The organism is Pseudoalteromonas distincta (assembly GCF_005877035.1).
In the GTDB taxonomy this organism is placed as follows: Bacteria; Pseudomonadota; Gammaproteobacteria; order Enterobacterales; family Alteromonadaceae; genus Pseudoalteromonas; species Pseudoalteromonas distincta.
On record NZ_CP040558.1, the window covers coordinates 3,502,912 to 3,519,216 of the forward strand.

Genomic DNA, 16,305 nt, shown 5'->3' on the forward strand with positions numbered 1-16,305 from the left:
AAGGTCCAAGCAATTATTATTGTCGTTTTGAAATATCAGTATAGCTAACAGTAAGTTATTTTGGTTATTTTTATAAAGGTAACTGTTTTTTGCTAAATGACTGCTTTAACACAACTGTTGATTCTATATTTGCGATACAGCTTAAGCCACCTAGTTGATGTTTCACAAACGTTTCGTAGCTCTCAAGATCATGTGCAATGATTTTTAATAAATAATCATAGCTCCCTGATATTACACAACACTCTAATACATGTGGTAATTTTTCTACATGTTGCTCAAATTGCTCTGCAGCACTTACCGAGTTTTGGCTTAATCGTACAAACGCATATACCAACACATTAAGATTAAGTGCTTTGGGATTTATGGCGGCGTGGTAGCCGGTAATAATGTTTTCTTGCTCTAACTTTTTTATACGCCTTAAACAAGGTGTATCCGATAGGTTAATACTGCCAGCTAAATCTGAAACCGACATACGAGCTTGGCTTTGCAGTGCAATGAGTAATTGCTGGTCTTTTTTATCTAACATAGTTGTCGGCTTTTATTAATTATTTTTATATTTGTAGTGATTATTGCTAAGTATTGCAGTTTTTACTAATTTTTTTGGCGTTTTACCCTCATTGAACTCTGTTAGGATTTAACTATAAAAATAATAGAGCACACCAATGAACACACATACCGCTATTTTCGATCACTGGATACGAACAGAGTTTGTCACTTTAAATAGTGAATTAGAGCAGCTTTATTGGCAGCAAACCGATAAAGCATATGTAGAAGGAATAGGTGAGGCCTTAAAGCAACAATTAGAAAAAGAAGGCAACGCACTAATTAGTAATTTATTAGCCGAGGGAAACACAGATCAAGGTTTTGATAGCGCTTTTGACTTACTCGGTAACGTAGGATTATTTATGGCAGCGTGTAGGCGCCATGAAATTACTGAGCCAAGCAGAGAAAGTACTTCTCCACTAATTGAAGCCTCAGCGCTTGCTATGCATATAGGCGCATCCATTGGCGTAACCCCTCGTTTTGCTACCGCCCACTTAACTACTCATAACAAAGCACTTAACGGTATTTATAAACGATTTACCAATTTACCTGATGAAAAGCTGTTTCTTGATTATAACACTCAAGGTATTTTGGCCTATAAACGTGCAAGTGATGCTTTATTAAAAATATTGCCGTTAGGTATTTCACACCCCTTGTGTGGTGAGTTATTAAAAGTAGCTAAACAAGCGCTTATAGATGTAATTGAGTCAAACAATGCACTTTATTCTGAGCTCGATACAGATCGCTTTTTTAACTGCGTTCGCCCTTATTATAAACCGTACCGTGTAGGTAAAGAGGTTTACAGAGGGGCAAATGCTGGTGACTTTGCAGGTATTAACGTGATTGATATGCTGTTAGGGCTGTGTAGTGCAAACGAGCCTAGTTACTCGCAAATGCTGGTGGATAAGTTTTTATATATGATGCCAGAGGATCAACAAATCCTGCGAGAAGCCATGCGTATGCAAAGCTTTATGGATGACTTTTTACAAGCAGAGCAATATAAAAATACAGATTGGTTTAAAAGCCACGCAACGTTATTTATCCAAGTGTGTAAATTACATGGCGACACCGCAGTCGGTCATCATAATCAACTGGTTGAAAAGTTTATTGCTCAGCCCTCAAAAAATATGCAACAGCAGCATATGAGCAAGGTAACAGCAAGTGGTCCGCCGCTTAATGTGTTACTTGATTCGCTCGAAAAATTAAGAGATAGGCGAGCCAGTGCCAAACGCGACGATATAAAAACACGTTTTGACGATCTAAACACACTTAAAGAATGGGTTAAATAGCATGCTTAAAAATGATTTTTGTATGGCTGATGGCTGTTATTTACTAAACCACTCGGTAGGGCGTCCTCTTAAAAATACGCAGCAATATTTAGCACAGCACTACTTTTTACCGTGGGAGAGCTCAAATAAAGAACCTTGGCAACAATGGCTGCCCGCAGTTGAGCAATTTACTACCGCGCTTGGTAAGTTATTTAATGCGCCTAGTTCGCAGTTTTGTCCTCAGGCTAATTTATCAAGTGGCTTAACAAAGTTGCTTATGTCGCACCCTCGATTACAGCAAAAAAATTGTAAAGTGCTTATGGCGCAAAGTGATTTTCCGAGTATGGGTTTTGCAATGCAAAAAGCGTTGCCAAAGTGCGCGCAAATCATATTTATACCTGAGCACGAAAACCTAACTGATATTAGTGTTTGGCAGCGTTATATAACCGCCGACATCGATTTAGTTTTTATAAGTCATGTATATTCAAATACAGGTGTACAGGCGCCTGTGTACGATATTGTAGCTATAAGTAAATTAACCAATAGTTTATCAATAGTTGATGTTGCTCAGTCAGCAGGTGTTATACCGCTTGATTTAAGCGTGCTCGATGCTGACTTTATGATTGGCTCAAGCGTTAAATGGTTATGTGGTGGCCCAGGTGCAGCTTATTTATGGGTTAACAAAAATCAAATAGAGTATTGTGAGCCTAAAGATGTGGGTTGGTTTTCGCATCAAAATCCATTTGAGTTCGATATTAATAATTTTGAATATAACAGCAGTGCGCTTAAATTTTGGGGTGGCACCCCTTCTGTAGCGCCTTATATTATTGCCGCAAATAGTATTACCTACTTTGCAGAGCTAACAGCTCACAAGGTAAGGGTGCATAACTTAGCGATGCTTACGCTTATTCATGAGCAACTAGCTGAATATGTTGCATCACCTATGAGTGGTGATAAATGTAGCGGGACTGTTATTTTGTTTTTTAACAAGCAGCAAGACCATGTACTTACAGAGCTTAATAAAGCGAAAGTCAGTGTAGATGCTCGCAAATTTGGAATACGAGTATCGCCACATGTTTATAATACTCAAGAAGACGTTGCGCAGTTTATTTCTATAGTAAAACGAGCGCTTAAGGGTTTTGGCTAAGCTGCTGCTTTCTTTGCTTTAATGACTCTATTTTTTGCTGCGTTTGACTAATTGATGCGTCGTAGGCTTGTTTTAATGAGTTTGTTTTAGTTGCGATAGCATCAGCAATAGACGAAGCGCCTAAACGATTGGCCTTATCTTGGGTCATATAATCTATTTGTTGTTTTTTAGCTGCGTATTCTTTTTGGCTTTGTTCAATAGATAGCTCAAGGCGCTTTATTTCACGCTCTATTTGCTGAACCTCTAAGTAGTCATCAACAGAGGTATCGGTTATACCTTTACCGGGCGTAGAGCTTTTATATGCTTCAATTACATTTATATCTTTTAGAGTAATAACTTGTGCATCTTTAGCGCAAGGCGTTTGGCTAAAAGTAGGAACGCCCTTAATTACACACTTATACACTGTTGTATTTTGTGCCAAGGTAAAAAATGGTGCTGCCGCGCAAAATGATAGCAATATGAACCGGATCATAGCTAAACCTAAAAGTGGCTAAAGTTGTGTTAATAATGCCCTAAGTTATTACTAGGCACAATTTGTTTAATTTTTATAAAATTTAGGCACAAAAAAACCACAATTAAGTGGTTTAAATTAAGTATGGTGGAGAGGGAGGGATTCGAACCCTCGATAGAGCTACAAACTCTATACTCCCTTAGCAGGGGAGCTCCTTCGGCCACTCGGACACCTCTCCAACGCATAACCGGTTGTATTGATGGAGTAAAAAAAGCCACCAATTAAAATATGGTGGAGAGATAGGGATTTGAACCCTAGATGGGCTATAAACCCATGCCGGTTTTCAAGACCGGTGCATTCGACCACTCTGCCATCTCTCCGTGACGCAGAATAATACTTAGGTGATACCGCTGTGTAAATAGCAAAATGACTGTTTGCCTAAAAAACATACGTAAATGAGGTTTTTTTTGTAAATAAGGGGAAATTAAGGCAATTTTTAATAAAATAAATAGGTTGCAGCAAACAATGGGAGCTAAATAAGTGACTTCATTTAGTGGTTGAGTGTTCGCTGCACCGAAAAATAATCATGGTTGGGTGATTATTTATATTGAGCTGCACCGCTAAGTGCTAGTCTTTTACCAATAGTGTTAAGTTTAGCTAACATTCTTGCTTTACGGTTAGTTGGTTTAACGGCTACTTGCGCTGCTGCTGTTTGATTTAATGTATTAATTGGTTTCATTATTTTGCTCCGGTTGTATCTGTTGAAATCGCGTGCATTTTGCACGTTGTTTGATTAAAAATACAACGATAAAAATTGAGCCTGAGGGATTAGTTAAACTAATCTGAACTGATTTTATTAATATGCGATTCAGTAAATTGCATTACTGTTTTTGCATAGCTATTTATATGGCGGTTGGTTTTAACCCCTTTGATGTTGGGGTTTTTGGTTTTTTAATTTATTTTTATGCATTTTATACAATGTTTTTTGATTATTTATTCAGATTAAAAAAATTTAATTAAACGTTTGTTATCTCACTCTAAAATACATTGCTGGAAACAAAAGCTTGTCACTACTAATAATTATTAAACCAAGTATCAAAAAACAGAGCCAAAAATCATTGGCATGGCTTAAAAACATCTGTAAAAAACGCAGCTTTTCTTATTGTATATTTACTACAACGGGAAGCTTTGACGATGACTGCGCTCAAATAAGGTTGTTGCTGAGTAAATTTACCAAAGTAGTTGCACTAGGTGGTGATGGGACATTGAACTTGGCGGTTAATGCGCTAATAGGGAGCAGTTGTTCGTTAGCATTATTACCTTGCGGTACAGGTAACGATTTCTCCAGAGGGTTTAATTGCAAAGAAGATGATTGGCGAAAGGCATTATTTAATACACCGACAGCAATTGATATAGGGAAAATTAATAGCCGCTATTTTATTAATATTGCAGGGGTAGGATTTGATGCTCATGTGATTAAAACTATTAACGATAAAGCTAATTTTTCATCTTTTGATTACAGTTGGACGAGTATCAAAGAGCTATTTTATTATCAAGCTCAGCAGTTACAAGGTACGTTTAATAACGATGCTCGGCAGTATCAAAATTTAATTACTGTATTTGCTAATCATAAGTACTTTGGTGGCGGGCTAAAAATAGCGCCAAAAGCGGATTTAATTGATGGCCAGCTTGAGTGTTATCAAATGCGATCGGGTGGGCTTTTTTATAATGTAATAAGCTTTATTAAGTTATTTTTTAAGCGTCATGAGTATATAAAAAACCTTACCTATAGTCGCTTAAATACAGCTTCCATAAATACTGAAGGGCTATTGATTGAAGCAGATGGTGAGCTGATAGGTAAAACTCCTGCAGTTGTTAGTGTGCATGGACAAGCCTTACTTTTTCATATGCCAATAAAAAAGCGCCTACAGTAAAGTAGGCGCTTTTGCGTTAGTTGCGTTAATAACGCGTCTAACTGGGGACGGAGCCACTTTTAGCTATTGCTCTATTAGCTAAAAAGGCGTTAATTCGTTTTGTTGGGGTAAGCACAATGGCGTTACCTAATAGCACTAAGCTAAACCCTGCAAAGGTATTTGCGTGCCATTCAAAGCCTTCAAAAAAGCTACTCAGTGTTACTGCCACTAATGGGAATAAAACAATAACGTAGCTGGCTTTTTCAGGGCCTATATTTTTTAGTAGTGCAAAGTAACAACCAAAAGCGATTACGGTGCCAAATATTGATAAATAAAGTAATGATAGCCAGTAGCTAGTTGGGGCGTTTAAACTAAATTGCACATCGTTCATTAATACATATAAAGCTAAGCCTATAGCACTATATAACATGCCCCATGCATTGCCCTGCAATACGCCAATTTGCTTACGAGAATTACGAACGCTTACCATGTTGCCCAATGAAGCCACAAAGGTGCCACCAAGGGCAAGTAGTAACCCGACCAATGCACCGTTACTTAAGTCGAACTGCTGTAACTGTGGCCAAAACAGACACGTAATACCTAATACAGCGAGTGCGGCACCGGTATAAATTCGTTTTGAGATAGGCTTACCAAAAAATAGTCGAGTGTTAACTATGTTCATAACCAGCAACATTGAAAAGGCGATAGAGGTCATAGCGGAGGTTAAGTAATTTTGTGCCCAGTAAAGCATTAAGTAATTTAAGGCAAAATTACAAAGAGCCAACAAAGCAAAAAAGCCATGATCGATTAATGAAAAGCGCATATCCGGTTTTTTGTACGCTACATATAACCACATTAAAAGCGCTGCAATAGCAAAGCGATAAAATAACGATAGCTCTACCGCAATATCACCTAGCTGAAATTCGATGGCTAACCAAGTAGAACCCCAAATTAAAACGGTTGTAATGTATAGCGCTGCACTTTTCATGGTTACTCTCCAAAGCCCGATTGAATGGCTATTTTAAGACCTATCTGTATACTTACCATATACAGAAAAGTAAAAATGTAACCTATACAGATTTGGATGCGTGATGATAAGACAAAAAAATAGCCAGGGGCATGAGTTTCTATATCAACAAGTTATTCAGTTGATCAGAGATATGAGCGCCCAGCAGGTTTTACTCCCTGGCGAAAAACTTCCATCACTGCGTAAAATGGCAGATAACTTAAACATTAGTATTCCGACAGTGAAGCAAGCTTATCAAACACTTGAAGATCAGGGGTTAGTAGAGGCACGTGAAAAATCAGGGTATTTTTTAAAAGTCGTTAGCATGGCGCATAATTTACCTAAGCGAGTTAAATTAAGTCGCGAACCTGTTGTGGTAAATAAACAAGCCTTAATAGAGCAGGTATACAGTGCGATTCATCAAGCTAATGTAGTTCCTTTTGGTATCGCTAACCCAATTGCTGCTGCACCTACCGATAAAGCACTGGCCAGAAATATGCGCCGAGTAATGACTACAGCTGGCAGTAAAGCTATTAACTATGGACCAACAGATGGGTTTGTGCCGCTGAAAAAGCAATTGGTGCATCGCTATTTAGATTTTGGTATTGGTATAAATATGGACGAGCTTGTGATCACCAATGGTGCGCAAGAAGCCATGGCTATTGCACTTAAGTGTGTGACAAAGCCAGGCGATGTAGTTGCCATTGAGACGCCTTGCTATCACGGGATTATCGAGTTAATAGAAAGCCTAGGGCTTAAAGCGCTCGAAATACCACTGTGCCCAGATAATGGTATTTGGTTAAGTGATTTGGAACGCGCTTTAAATGAGCATGATATAAAAGCGTGTTTATTCTCGACTGCAATTAGTAACCCTGTGGGCAGCTTTATGCCTGATACAAACAGACAGCAGCTGGTGGAGCTACTTGAAAGTCATGACGTAGTGCTTATTGAAGATGACGTATATGGCGATTTATATTTTACGGCAAAACGTGGCACACCTGCTTTAGCGTACTCTAAAAAAGGATTAGTGATTAGTTGCTCATCTTTTTCTAAAACGGCAGCGCCGAGCTATCGTGTAGGTTGGTTAGTTGCGGGTAAATTTGCAACGCAAGCAAGGCGATATAAAAGAGCACTAAGTTGCTCTGCTTCTTTAATAAACCAATGGACGTTATCTGAGTTTATTGCCTGCGGCGAGTATGACCGTAACTTAAAGGTACTTAGGCAACGCCTGCGCGATAACAAAGAGCGTATGCGATGGTGCTTACAACAAGCTATGCCAAAAAATACACGTATAAGCGATCCAAAAGGAGGCTGCGTTATGTGGCTAGATTTAGGAGGCGAGTACGATAGCCAAACATTGTTTTTACTTGCGCTTGAGGTTGGTATTAGTATTACCCCAGGGCTTGTTTTTTCGGCCTCTAATAAATATAAAAGCTGCGTAAGGTTAAGTTATGGTGTGCAATGGAGCGCGCAAATTGAGCAAGCAATAGTTACATTGGGTAAGCTTACTTTATTAGCTAAAAAGTAATACCAATCTGCTTATATATGGGGTCTATTTAACGTTAAGAAAATTACGCTAGAACTAGGCAAAAGTTTTTGTATCTAGTTGTTCTAAATAAAAAATTTTAACGAAGTTATAGTGCAATTTAATTCGTTAAATTGATCAAAGATTTATGCAGGTTGGTATAAGTTTGCGAAACACAAAAAAGCAGCATTTAAGTAAACTTAAGTGCTGCCAAAGGGATGTTAAATAACGTTTGCTGTACTAATTTTGTTTAAAGCTAAATAACTGGTAACCTTCAAGCTCAGGCACTTGCATTACTAATTGCTCTTCTTGTTTTGCAATATCAGCAAAGTTTCCACATAAAGAGTTGGCACGTTCTTCAAGTGCGCTTGCATGTAGCTCTACTTTTTCTTCTATTTGTGCACCCATATTTTCCATACGTTGTTCAAAGGCATCCATATCACCGCCTGAACCAAGTAACTCAGAACCTAAAGCTACTAAAATACTGCCCATTGATTGCATCACTGCTGATTCAACCGCTGTTTCTATCTGCTGCTCAAATTGTTGTTCAAAGTTTTCGCCAAATTGATTAAAACTTTGTTGGCCCATCACAAATGTACCTTGTTGGTAAAATGTGTTTTCTACTTCGATTTTAATGTCATCCATAAGCTCAGACATATTATCAAGACCGTCAATATTAAATGCATTGCCTACTTCTTCTAATGCTACTCCGGCAATTTTAACACCCTCAAGCGCTATATTAGCTACTTCAGGTAATTGAGTGCGTAAGCTATCAGAGTACTTGGTTAGCGCGTCGCGCTGCGAACTATTCAGCGCTACAAGTTCGCCATTTACGGTTAAGTCACCATGGGTATTAAACTGCATGGTTTTATTGTTGGCGGTAAAAATTTCCAATTCGTTTGGCTTAATGCGCACATCATTTTTAAATTCGACGTTACATTCATCATTACTAAATGAAATTGCAGAATCGTTATCGTTATGAGCCATAGCGGCTGGTGAACAAATTAATGCGCTAACTAATAGTAATTTTTTCATGTTTGTTCTCTACTTTTTGTTGATGACGATTAATTAATAACAAGTTTGATGCCAGTTTTATTTTTTAATATAAAACATATGCTTAACTGTTTTTGTTTGTTTTTTAGTAAATGAAATTAATTAATAAATAACTATTTTTTAGTCAAATTGGCTAACTAATAAAAATTAATAAATTTTATTTATCGATACGATGAAAAACTCTCACTTTCCTCAATTCAAATTTAGCGCTATTTATTCACATTACTGACATGAAGACTATTTACAGTAGTCACGTGGCTTTATTTTGATGTTAATTTGCACAGCATTTTGACGTTAAACATTTTAATTTTACCGACTATTGCGATAATAAAATCCTTAGTTGGTCTCAAACACTTTATGGAGTGGGTTGTGGGTAAGACATTTAGTTACGATGCGCTAGATGACGATTTTGTTGAAGACGAGTACGAAATGCTCGGCCGTAATCAACACGATAAGAACAAGCAAAAGGTTAAAAAGAAGTTGGAAGACTACCTTGAGCAAAAACGCTTGCGTAAAAATCTAGGCGAAGACGATTTAAGCGATTACACCGATTAAATTTCACTAGTATAAATAAAATACCAATTAATATTGAGAGTTTAAATGTGCAGTTATGCGTATGTTTAAGTTTCAATAGTATTGGCAATAAAGAGGCCTTGCGCCTCTTTATTACTTTTTAAAGCGTGCTTTTAGCCTGTGCCAAAGCTTTTTGAATTGTAAGTTCTAGCTTTTCGGGTTTAGTAAAAGGTGCATAACGTTTAATTGGCGTGCCATCTGCGGCAATTAAAAATTTAGTAAAATTCCACTTTATTTTACGTGTTAAAAAACCAGGTAAAGCCGATTTTAAAAAACGAAAGACTGGGTGAGCATGCTTACCGTTTACATCTACTTTGGCCGCCATTAAAAAATTCACACCAAAATTAATTAAACATCCTTGCTCTATTTGTGTAGCGTCGCCGGGTTCTTGCTGACCAAATTGATTACACGGAAACCCTAAAATAACTAAACCTTGGCTGGCATATTTATTATGCAAAGCTTGAAGCGACTCGTATTGGTAGGTAAATCCACATTTACTTGCGGTATTAACAATAAGCACAACCTTACCTTCAAAATCACTAAAGTTAATAGGTTGACCCTGCAAGCTTGTTGCGCTTAATTGATGGAATTTGTGCATATTGGCGTCTTTTTTATTATTGTTATCGGTATTTTAACCTGAGTACAGTATTTCATAAAGTATAAAGAGCGCTCTAATTTAAAATCAGAAATAGCCCCATACCGGCAAGCGTTGTGTAATAAATATTATGTGTTTTATAGGCAACAATGATGGCGACTATCGCTGCGCTTAAATAAGGGTTTTGCCAGTTTAAGTTAATGCCATCTTCATTCAAAAACACGATAGGCACCCAAATTGCTGTAAGCACCGCAGGTGCGCTAAAGCTTAAAAATTGCTGCATTTTAGGGCCTACTTTAAACGGTAAAGCGCGGTGTAAAAATAAATAACGCGTAAAAAATGTAATGCACGCCATGAGTAAAATAGTTGTCATCATGGCGTTGCTTCCTTTTTAGCGGTTAGCCTTGCTGTGCTATAACCTGCGGCCATTGCCAGCAGCGCTGAGCAAACAAGCCATAACTCAAATCCGGTACTTTTTAAAAGCGTTGCGCTAACGCCTGCTACAATTACCGTAACGAGTGAGGCCAAATTTTTGATTCCCGGAATAACCAATGCGATAAACGTGGCAGCAATCGCAAAGTCGAGCCCTAAATTAGTTAAGTCGGGCAGCATTGTGCCCGCTACAATGCCAATTAACGTCCAAATATTCCATGCAATATAAAAGCTAAAACCAGCGCTCAATGCGTATATTAAGCGTGTTTTTGTTCTATATGCTTTTCGATGATGAGAAAACGCAAATAGCTCGTCGGTTAAAACAAAGCTCACCGGTAAGCGCCAACGCATAGGTTGATCAATGACCTTATGACGCACAGCTAAACCGTATAAAAAGTGCCGAGAGCTAATAATAAATGTTGTGAATAAAATTGTGAGCAATGGTGTGTTGCCCGCCATAAGTTCAATCGCAACAAGCTGTGCAGAGCCTGCAAATACTAATAACGACATTGCTTGGGTTTCAAAGGCGCTAAAACCATTTTGAATCGCTAAAGAGCCGCATAAAATACCCCAAGGAACAACGGCTAAACACAGTGGTAGCATATCTAAAAAGCCTTTTAAAATAGCTTTTTTAACTGGTTGCATGATATTTACTCTCACGGCTTGTAGAATGGCTCATAAGGATACCTTAATATTATGATGTTAAAGTAGTTAACAAATTAAATAATACTGTTTTTTTAAGGATAGGCACAATGACGACGTTAAAAGTGTGGGATGGGTTTATTAGATGCTTTCATTGGTTTTTGGTTGTAAGTATTGCAGTGCTTTATTTTAGTATTGAAGAGGGCATGATTGAGCTTCACTTTGTTGCAGGTTTTTTTACTTTAGCACTTATATTAACACGTTTAATATGGGGTGTTATTGGTAGTAAAACCGCGAGATTAAGTGGGTTACTGCACTCTCCTAGTGCTATTTTAAAGGCGCTAAAAACACCAAGCGAATCGTTAGGCCATTCGGCACCCGGTAGCTGTATGGTGATAGTGTTTTTTATATTGATCATAACGCAACTTGCAAGTGGCTTAATGAGCAGTGATGGTATTTTAACTGACGGGCCGCTTACTAAATATGTGTCTAGCGATACGATTGATTTTGCCAATTGGCTACATGAGCTGAATTTTGACATTTTACTTTATGCTATTGGCTTGCACGTATTGGCTATTATCATTTATAGAATAAAAGGCAAACCGCTAGTTAAGGCGATGATCACAGGCTCAAAAGAGTTAAAAGCGGATGACTCTGAGGCTAAAGTAACAAAAGCGTCTTGGCCTGCGTGGTTAATATTTATATCTTTATTGGTGTTGCTGGTATTTACATGGGCGAAAGAGCCTTTAACTTATTTGTTTAGTTAAAAACACATTAAACCAATCTTAAAAGGTTGGTTTTTGTTTTTGGTTACATTCTTTTGTTTGATTGTTATGCGGGGTCGAATTATAATCGCCGCATTGCTGGCAAACTAGCCGAAAGGTTAGGACGCAAAGTTTCCGGTCTAAGGCTTTTTAAAAGCTATGGTAGCGGGACTACTGCATAACGTGTTGTTATGTATCACTTGCCCTCAGTGTATTTTTTGTGTATCCATAGTGTATGGATAAGATTTTGTAACTCTTAAGGTGTTGCCGTGTTTATGCATACGTCGTTGGCCTGTGGAAAGTGGTCAACAATAGGTTGCTTAAATCATCATACCCAATTATTTATTGGTGATGTGGTGAGTGTAACCTTTTACGACATGCAAGGAGAGCTGGTTAGTTTATCATTTGATTACAAGATCACCTCGCTTGAGCAAGGTGAGCCTCACGCATGGCCACGTTTAGTTGCCGAGCATATTAATGTGCATGTTCCTCTGGTTAGCGCAGGTAAAATGACCGAACAGGGTTTAATTGTAGCCTATAGAAATAATGAAATTTTTGCTTTGCAAAGCAGTGGTATATGTAAAGCACACGTCGACTTTCATTGTATTGCAAAATGCGATGAGCGTGTTGTTAATAACCTTGATACTTATGATTACGTGTACCCTGAAAATTGTGAAAACTATAATGCGGGTACAAAGGTATTGCAGCCAAAAACTGGGCATGTATATCAATGCAGGCCTTGGCCATTTAATGAGTTTTGCCGCACGAATGACGATAATAATTCTATGTTCGAACCCGGTGTAGGGCAAAGCTGGGCTATGGCTTGGCAGCAAATATAAAGCTTAAATTATCTTCCCAAAGGTATAGCGGTTTTAGTAATGAAGCGTTTACCGTTTTAGCCCATCCAACTATTGGATGGGCTTTTTTATTTTTATGATAAACTGCAAATCACATTATTTTTTTAATTGGTTTTGTTGTGTCTCGTCCTGACTACTCTTTAAGTTTATTACCTAATTTCCCGATTGCTAAACAGCAAGCCCATACATTAAGTACTCATAATAAGATACGTACCGATAATTACTATTGGATGCGCGATGACGATCGTCAGGATGAGCAAGTACTTGCGCATTTACATGCTGAAAATGCGTACTGCGATGAACAGTTAGCTGCTATGAAGCCACTACAAAATACACTTTTTGAAGAGTTAAAAGCACGCATTGTAAAAGATGATAATTCGGTACCCGTTAAAGACGGGAAATACTGGTATCACTCAGAAGTTCGTGGTGATGATGAATACTCGCGTCATTATAGAAGTACGAGCATAAAGGCCGATAATAAAGAGCTTTTACTCGATGTGAATGTATTAGCTGAAGGATTTGAGTTTTTTGAGCTAGGAGAGGTCGCACTAAGCCCATGCGAGCAGCTTATGGCTTACTCTGAAGATACTGAAGGTCGTCGTATTTATAATGTTCGCTTTAAAAGCTTAGCGACCGGTGAAATGCTACCTGATGTACTTGAAAATACAGAAGGACAAGTTGTTTGGGCTAACGACAATAAAACTATTTTTTATGTAAAAAAAGATTTAAAAACGCTATTAGGATACCAAGTATTTAGGCATGAGCTTGGCAGCGAGCAAAGCCAAGACGTAATGGTCTACGAAGAGCAAGACAGCAGCTTTTTTATGGGACTTGGTAAAAGCCGCGATGAAAGCTTAATTATTATTGATTTAGCATCGACAGAGACCAACGATACATGGGTGCTTGATGCTAATAAGCCCACTGGCGAATTTAAAGCATTAACGCCACGTGAAGATGGCCACGAGTTTGACGTAGATAAGCTAGGTGACACATTTTATATTGTGACTAACTGGCAAGCTAAAAACTTTAGATTAATGACGGCAACAAACGAAACAATTGCTGATAAAACACAATGGTTTGAGCATACAGCTCACAGAGAAAATGTACTGCTTGAAGGTGTAGAGTTATTTAATGACTTTTTAGTATTGAGTGAACGCGAGCAAGGGCAAGCTCGATTTGTAGTTGTTAATAGGCAAGGGGATCGTATGGCACTTGAGTTTGCCGATCCTTGTTATTATGCTGCAATAGCAATGAACCCAGAGCCAGACACACGCACTGCGCGTATTTATTACTCAAGTTTAACAACACCAGGCTCTTTATATGATGTTGATTTAGCAACTGGCGAAAAAACACTACTTAAACAGCAAAAAGTACTCGGTAGTTTTAATGCCGATGACTATCAGTCGGAGCGATTAATGGTAACTGCTCGCGACGGAGTTAAAGTACCTGTATCAGTTGTTTATCGAAAAGACTGCTTTAAAAAAGATGGCTCAAATCCGTTATTTCAATACGGCTATGGTGCGTATGGCTATACGATTGATCCAAGTTTTTCAAGTTCATCGCTGAGCTTGCTCGATCGTGGTTTTGTTTATGTAATAGCACATGTTCGAGGCTCTGAAATGCTAGGTCGCGAGTGGTACGAACAAGGTAAAAAAGAGCATAAACAAAATAGCTTTAGTGACTTTATTGATGTGACAAAAGCGCTTGTTGCACAAGGCTATTGTGATAGCAGCAAGGTATTTGCCTCAGGCGGCAGTGCAGGTGGTTTATTAATGGGGGCGGTTGTAAACCAAGCGCCAGAGTTATATTGCGGTGTTGGCTGTCATGTACCATTTTTAGACGTATTAACTACGATGCTTGATGAAAGTATTCCGCTCACAACAAATGAATATGATGAATGGGGTAATCCAAATGAGCCTCAGTTTTATGATGTAATTGAAGCTTACTCGCCGTATGACAATATTCGCGCCCAAAACTATCCGAACATACTCGTTACTACCGGTCTTCATGACTCACAAGTGCAGTATTGGGAGCCTATGAAGTGGGTTGCAAAAATGCGTGAACTTAAGACTGATAGTAATATTTTAGTATTTAAAACCGATATGGATGCAGGGCACGGCGGTGCATCAGGTCGCTTTAAAAGTTTAGAGGAAAAAGCACTCGAAATGGCCTTTTTTATTGCTTTATTAAATTAACTGCAAAATCGGAAAATTGTATTATCCTATATATAGAAGTTGATATATGTAAGGCGATTTATGTTTGGAGCACATGGTGAATTTCAAATTTGTTCACAGCCCCCTCAGATGTATTTAAAATTGAAAGGGAGCTTTAACAATGAAGGCATTATGCTGTTGACTAATGGCGTTGTTCAGGAGTTGAGCACTCATCCTGAAAATACGATTAAGTTTGTGGTTGTTAATTTAAAAGAATTTGAGCTGTTAACTTTGGATGGCCTTGATTCATTAGAGGCCTATTTTGCCGGTGTAAAAGAACGAGGCTATCAACGAGTTGATTATATAAACATTAATATCATAGCTAAAAATATGTTTGAAAAAGTATGGAAAAATAGCGATGTAGAAGTTAATTTTTATAAAGACACCGAAAGCTATTTATTAGTGCACCCAAATGACAGTTATATAAAACAGAACTGGTAACTAACATGAGTATTATAAACCGCTATTGAAGAGGGCTTATAATACTCTCTAAACACCCTTTATACCGCCGTGAAAGGTTTAAACACATATCGTTTTTCAGCCTTACTCTATAATCGCCACTGTCAGTAGGCATCAGTTCGCAAATAGCTTGTTTTCTTACCAGCGTTGAGCGATGAATGCGAACAAATCCTTCTGGTTCTAGTTGTTGTTCAATATTTTTCATGGTTTCGCGATGTAGTACCGGCGTATTACCTTGGGTAAAATGTAGCTCTACATAGTTGCCCGCGCCATTTATCCAAATAATATCATTGATATCAATTAGCCTTACCTTACCTACATCTTTAACCACAATATGTGATGATGGCTTTTCAGCTTGTGTGGTTTGCTGGTATTGGCGTTCGGCCGCACTTGCAATCGGGCAAAGGTGAATCAGCTTATCAAAGCATTTATCAATACGTGATGCAGTTGAATCTAATATTAAAAAATCTACAGCGCCAACTTCAAAGGCAAAACTCGCAAAATGTCCCGATTGAGCAATAATGACTAACTTCAGCTTTTTAGCAAGCTCAGTTAAATGCACTATTTGCATAGGGTCAGCTAGGTTGGTTAGTTCGTAAAACAGTACGTTGTATTGATCTGTGTCTATTTGATCTAATCTATTTGTTTGAAGAAAAGATTGAGATTCAAAGTGCCGGTGATCTTGCACACGCTTTGTTAAAAATGTTGCAAACTTAGTGTTACTAACAAAAGTTAATGCATGAAAAGAAGCGATCATTATTTTATATCTCTTGCTGTATATAATAATAAAGACCGTGCTTAGCGGAAAAACTGTTATGAAAAGTACAATATATTTATAAAATAATTGTGACGTACTGATTCATC

Annotated in this window: 18 protein-coding genes, 2 tRNA genes and 1 riboswitch; of the genes, 9 read left to right on the top strand and 11 right to left on the bottom strand. The window is 38.0% G+C overall.

All coding sequences use genetic code 11. The features are described from left to right. Positions 1–70: 70 nt before the first annotated feature. Positions 71–526, bottom strand: coding sequence for an Lrp/AsnC family transcriptional regulator (locus FFU37_RS15735; protein ID WP_024604725.1), 456 nt, complete (start codon positions 524–526; stop codon positions 71–73). Between the two features lie 136 nt (positions 527–662). Here FFU37_RS15735 and FFU37_RS15740 point away from each other — a divergent pair, with 136 nt between their 5' ends. Beyond that, complete coding sequence (locus FFU37_RS15740; protein WP_138489884.1) at positions 663–1,832, top strand: PrnB family protein; 1,170 nt, start codon at positions 663–665, stop codon at positions 1,830–1,832. A gap of 1 nt (position 1,833) precedes the next feature. Then, positions 1,834–2,958: an aminotransferase class V-fold PLP-dependent enzyme gene (locus FFU37_RS15745; protein WP_138489885.1), complete on the top strand. Its 1,125-nt coding sequence runs from the start codon at positions 1,834–1,836 to the stop codon at positions 2,956–2,958. Here the strand turns inward: FFU37_RS15745 and FFU37_RS15750 are convergent. The 4 genes from FFU37_RS15750 to FFU37_RS20325 form a co-directional block, all read right to left on the bottom strand. Further along, complete coding sequence (locus FFU37_RS15750; protein WP_024604723.1) at positions 2,942–3,430, bottom strand: RNA-binding protein; 489 nt, start codon at positions 3,428–3,430, stop codon at positions 2,942–2,944. The two genes, FFU37_RS15745 and FFU37_RS15750, sit on opposite strands and share 17 nt — an antisense overlap. A gap of 124 nt (positions 3,431–3,554) precedes the next feature. Then, positions 3,555–3,647, bottom strand: a tRNA-Ser gene (locus FFU37_RS15755). A 51-nt stretch (positions 3,648–3,698) separates the two neighbouring features. Beyond that, positions 3,699–3,789, bottom strand: a tRNA-Ser gene (locus FFU37_RS15760). 218 nt (positions 3,790–4,007) lie between these two features. Next, positions 4,008–4,148, bottom strand: coding sequence for a hypothetical protein (locus FFU37_RS20325; RefSeq protein WP_004335040.1), 141 nt, complete (start codon positions 4,146–4,148; stop codon positions 4,008–4,010). Between the two features lie 325 nt (positions 4,149–4,473). On the opposite strand from FFU37_RS20325, the gene FFU37_RS15765 reads away from it, so the two are divergent. Further along, positions 4,474–5,343, top strand: coding sequence for a diacylglycerol/lipid kinase family protein (locus FFU37_RS15765; RefSeq protein ID WP_033020981.1), 870 nt, complete (start codon positions 4,474–4,476; stop codon positions 5,341–5,343). A gap of 37 nt (positions 5,344–5,380) precedes the next feature. Here the strand turns inward: FFU37_RS15765 and FFU37_RS15770 are convergent, their stop codons facing one another. Next, a complete protein-coding gene (locus FFU37_RS15770) occupies positions 5,381–6,310 on the bottom strand; it encodes a DMT family transporter (RefSeq protein WP_138489886.1) in 930 nt (309 codons plus the stop codon). A 103-nt stretch (positions 6,311–6,413) separates the two neighbouring features. Between FFU37_RS15770 and FFU37_RS15775 the strand changes: the two genes are divergently transcribed. Continuing rightward, complete coding sequence (locus FFU37_RS15775; protein WP_138489887.1) at positions 6,414–7,856, top strand: aminotransferase-like domain-containing protein; 1,443 nt, start codon at positions 6,414–6,416, stop codon at positions 7,854–7,856. A gap of 237 nt (positions 7,857–8,093) precedes the next feature. Here the strand turns inward: FFU37_RS15775 and FFU37_RS15780 are convergent, their stop codons facing one another. Then, entirely contained in the window at positions 8,094–8,888 is a 795-nt protein-coding gene (locus tag FFU37_RS15780; protein WP_033030970.1) for a YggN family protein, read from the bottom strand. A 387-nt stretch (positions 8,889–9,275) separates the two neighbouring features. Between FFU37_RS15780 and FFU37_RS15785 the strand changes: the two genes are divergently transcribed. Next, the gene (locus FFU37_RS15785; protein ID WP_007579801.1) at positions 9,276–9,461 is read left to right on the top strand and encodes a PA3496 family putative envelope integrity protein; all 186 of its coding nucleotides are present in this window, start codon (positions 9,276–9,278) and stop codon (positions 9,459–9,461) included. Positions 9,462–9,579: 118 nt separating this feature from the next. Here the strand turns inward: FFU37_RS15785 and FFU37_RS15790 are convergent, their stop codons facing one another. The 3 genes from FFU37_RS15790 to FFU37_RS15800 all read right to left on the bottom strand — a co-directional run bounded on the left by FFU37_RS15790 (position 9,580) and on the right by FFU37_RS15800 (position 11,151). Continuing rightward, entirely contained in the window at positions 9,580–10,077 is a 498-nt protein-coding gene (locus tag FFU37_RS15790) for a glutathione peroxidase (protein ID WP_138489888.1), read from the bottom strand. Between the two features lie 73 nt (positions 10,078–10,150). Continuing rightward, the gene (locus tag FFU37_RS15795) at positions 10,151–10,450 is read right to left on the bottom strand and encodes an AzlD domain-containing protein (RefSeq protein WP_004335020.1); all 300 of its coding nucleotides are present in this window, start codon (positions 10,448–10,450) and stop codon (positions 10,151–10,153) included. Continuing rightward, positions 10,447–11,151 (bottom strand): AzlC family ABC transporter permease, encoded by a 705-nt coding sequence (locus FFU37_RS15800; protein ID WP_033030968.1) that lies wholly within the window; start codon positions 11,149–11,151, stop codon positions 10,447–10,449. Before FFU37_RS15800 ends, FFU37_RS15795 begins: the two co-directional genes overlap by 4 nt. A gap of 107 nt (positions 11,152–11,258) precedes the next feature. On the opposite strand from FFU37_RS15800, the gene FFU37_RS15805 reads away from it, so the two are divergent. The 4 genes from FFU37_RS15805 to FFU37_RS15820 all read left to right on the top strand — a co-directional run bounded on the left by FFU37_RS15805 (position 11,259) and on the right by FFU37_RS15820 (position 15,423). After that, entirely contained in the window at positions 11,259–11,915 is a 657-nt protein-coding gene (locus FFU37_RS15805; RefSeq protein WP_138489889.1) for a cytochrome b/b6 domain-containing protein, read from the top strand. Between the two features lie 88 nt (positions 11,916–12,003). After that, positions 12,004–12,091, top strand: a riboswitch (cyclic di-GMP riboswitch). A gap of 96 nt (positions 12,092–12,187) precedes the next feature. Then, entirely contained in the window at positions 12,188–12,751 is a 564-nt protein-coding gene (locus tag FFU37_RS15810; protein ID WP_004335009.1) for a hypothetical protein, read from the top strand. Between the two features lie 137 nt (positions 12,752–12,888). Further along, entirely contained in the window at positions 12,889–14,964 is a 2,076-nt protein-coding gene (locus tag FFU37_RS15815; protein WP_138489890.1) for a S9 family peptidase, read from the top strand. A gap of 60 nt (positions 14,965–15,024) precedes the next feature. Beyond that, a complete protein-coding gene (locus FFU37_RS15820) occupies positions 15,025–15,423 on the top strand; it encodes a hypothetical protein (protein WP_033020977.1) in 399 nt (132 codons plus the stop codon). A gap of 22 nt (positions 15,424–15,445) precedes the next feature. On the opposite strand, the gene FFU37_RS15825 is transcribed toward FFU37_RS15820, so the two are convergent. Further along, positions 15,446–16,198, bottom strand: a complete 753-nt coding sequence (locus FFU37_RS15825) for a LytR/AlgR family response regulator transcription factor (protein WP_004334999.1) — start codon at positions 16,196–16,198, stop codon at positions 15,446–15,448. Positions 16,199–16,305 lie beyond the last annotated feature (107 nt).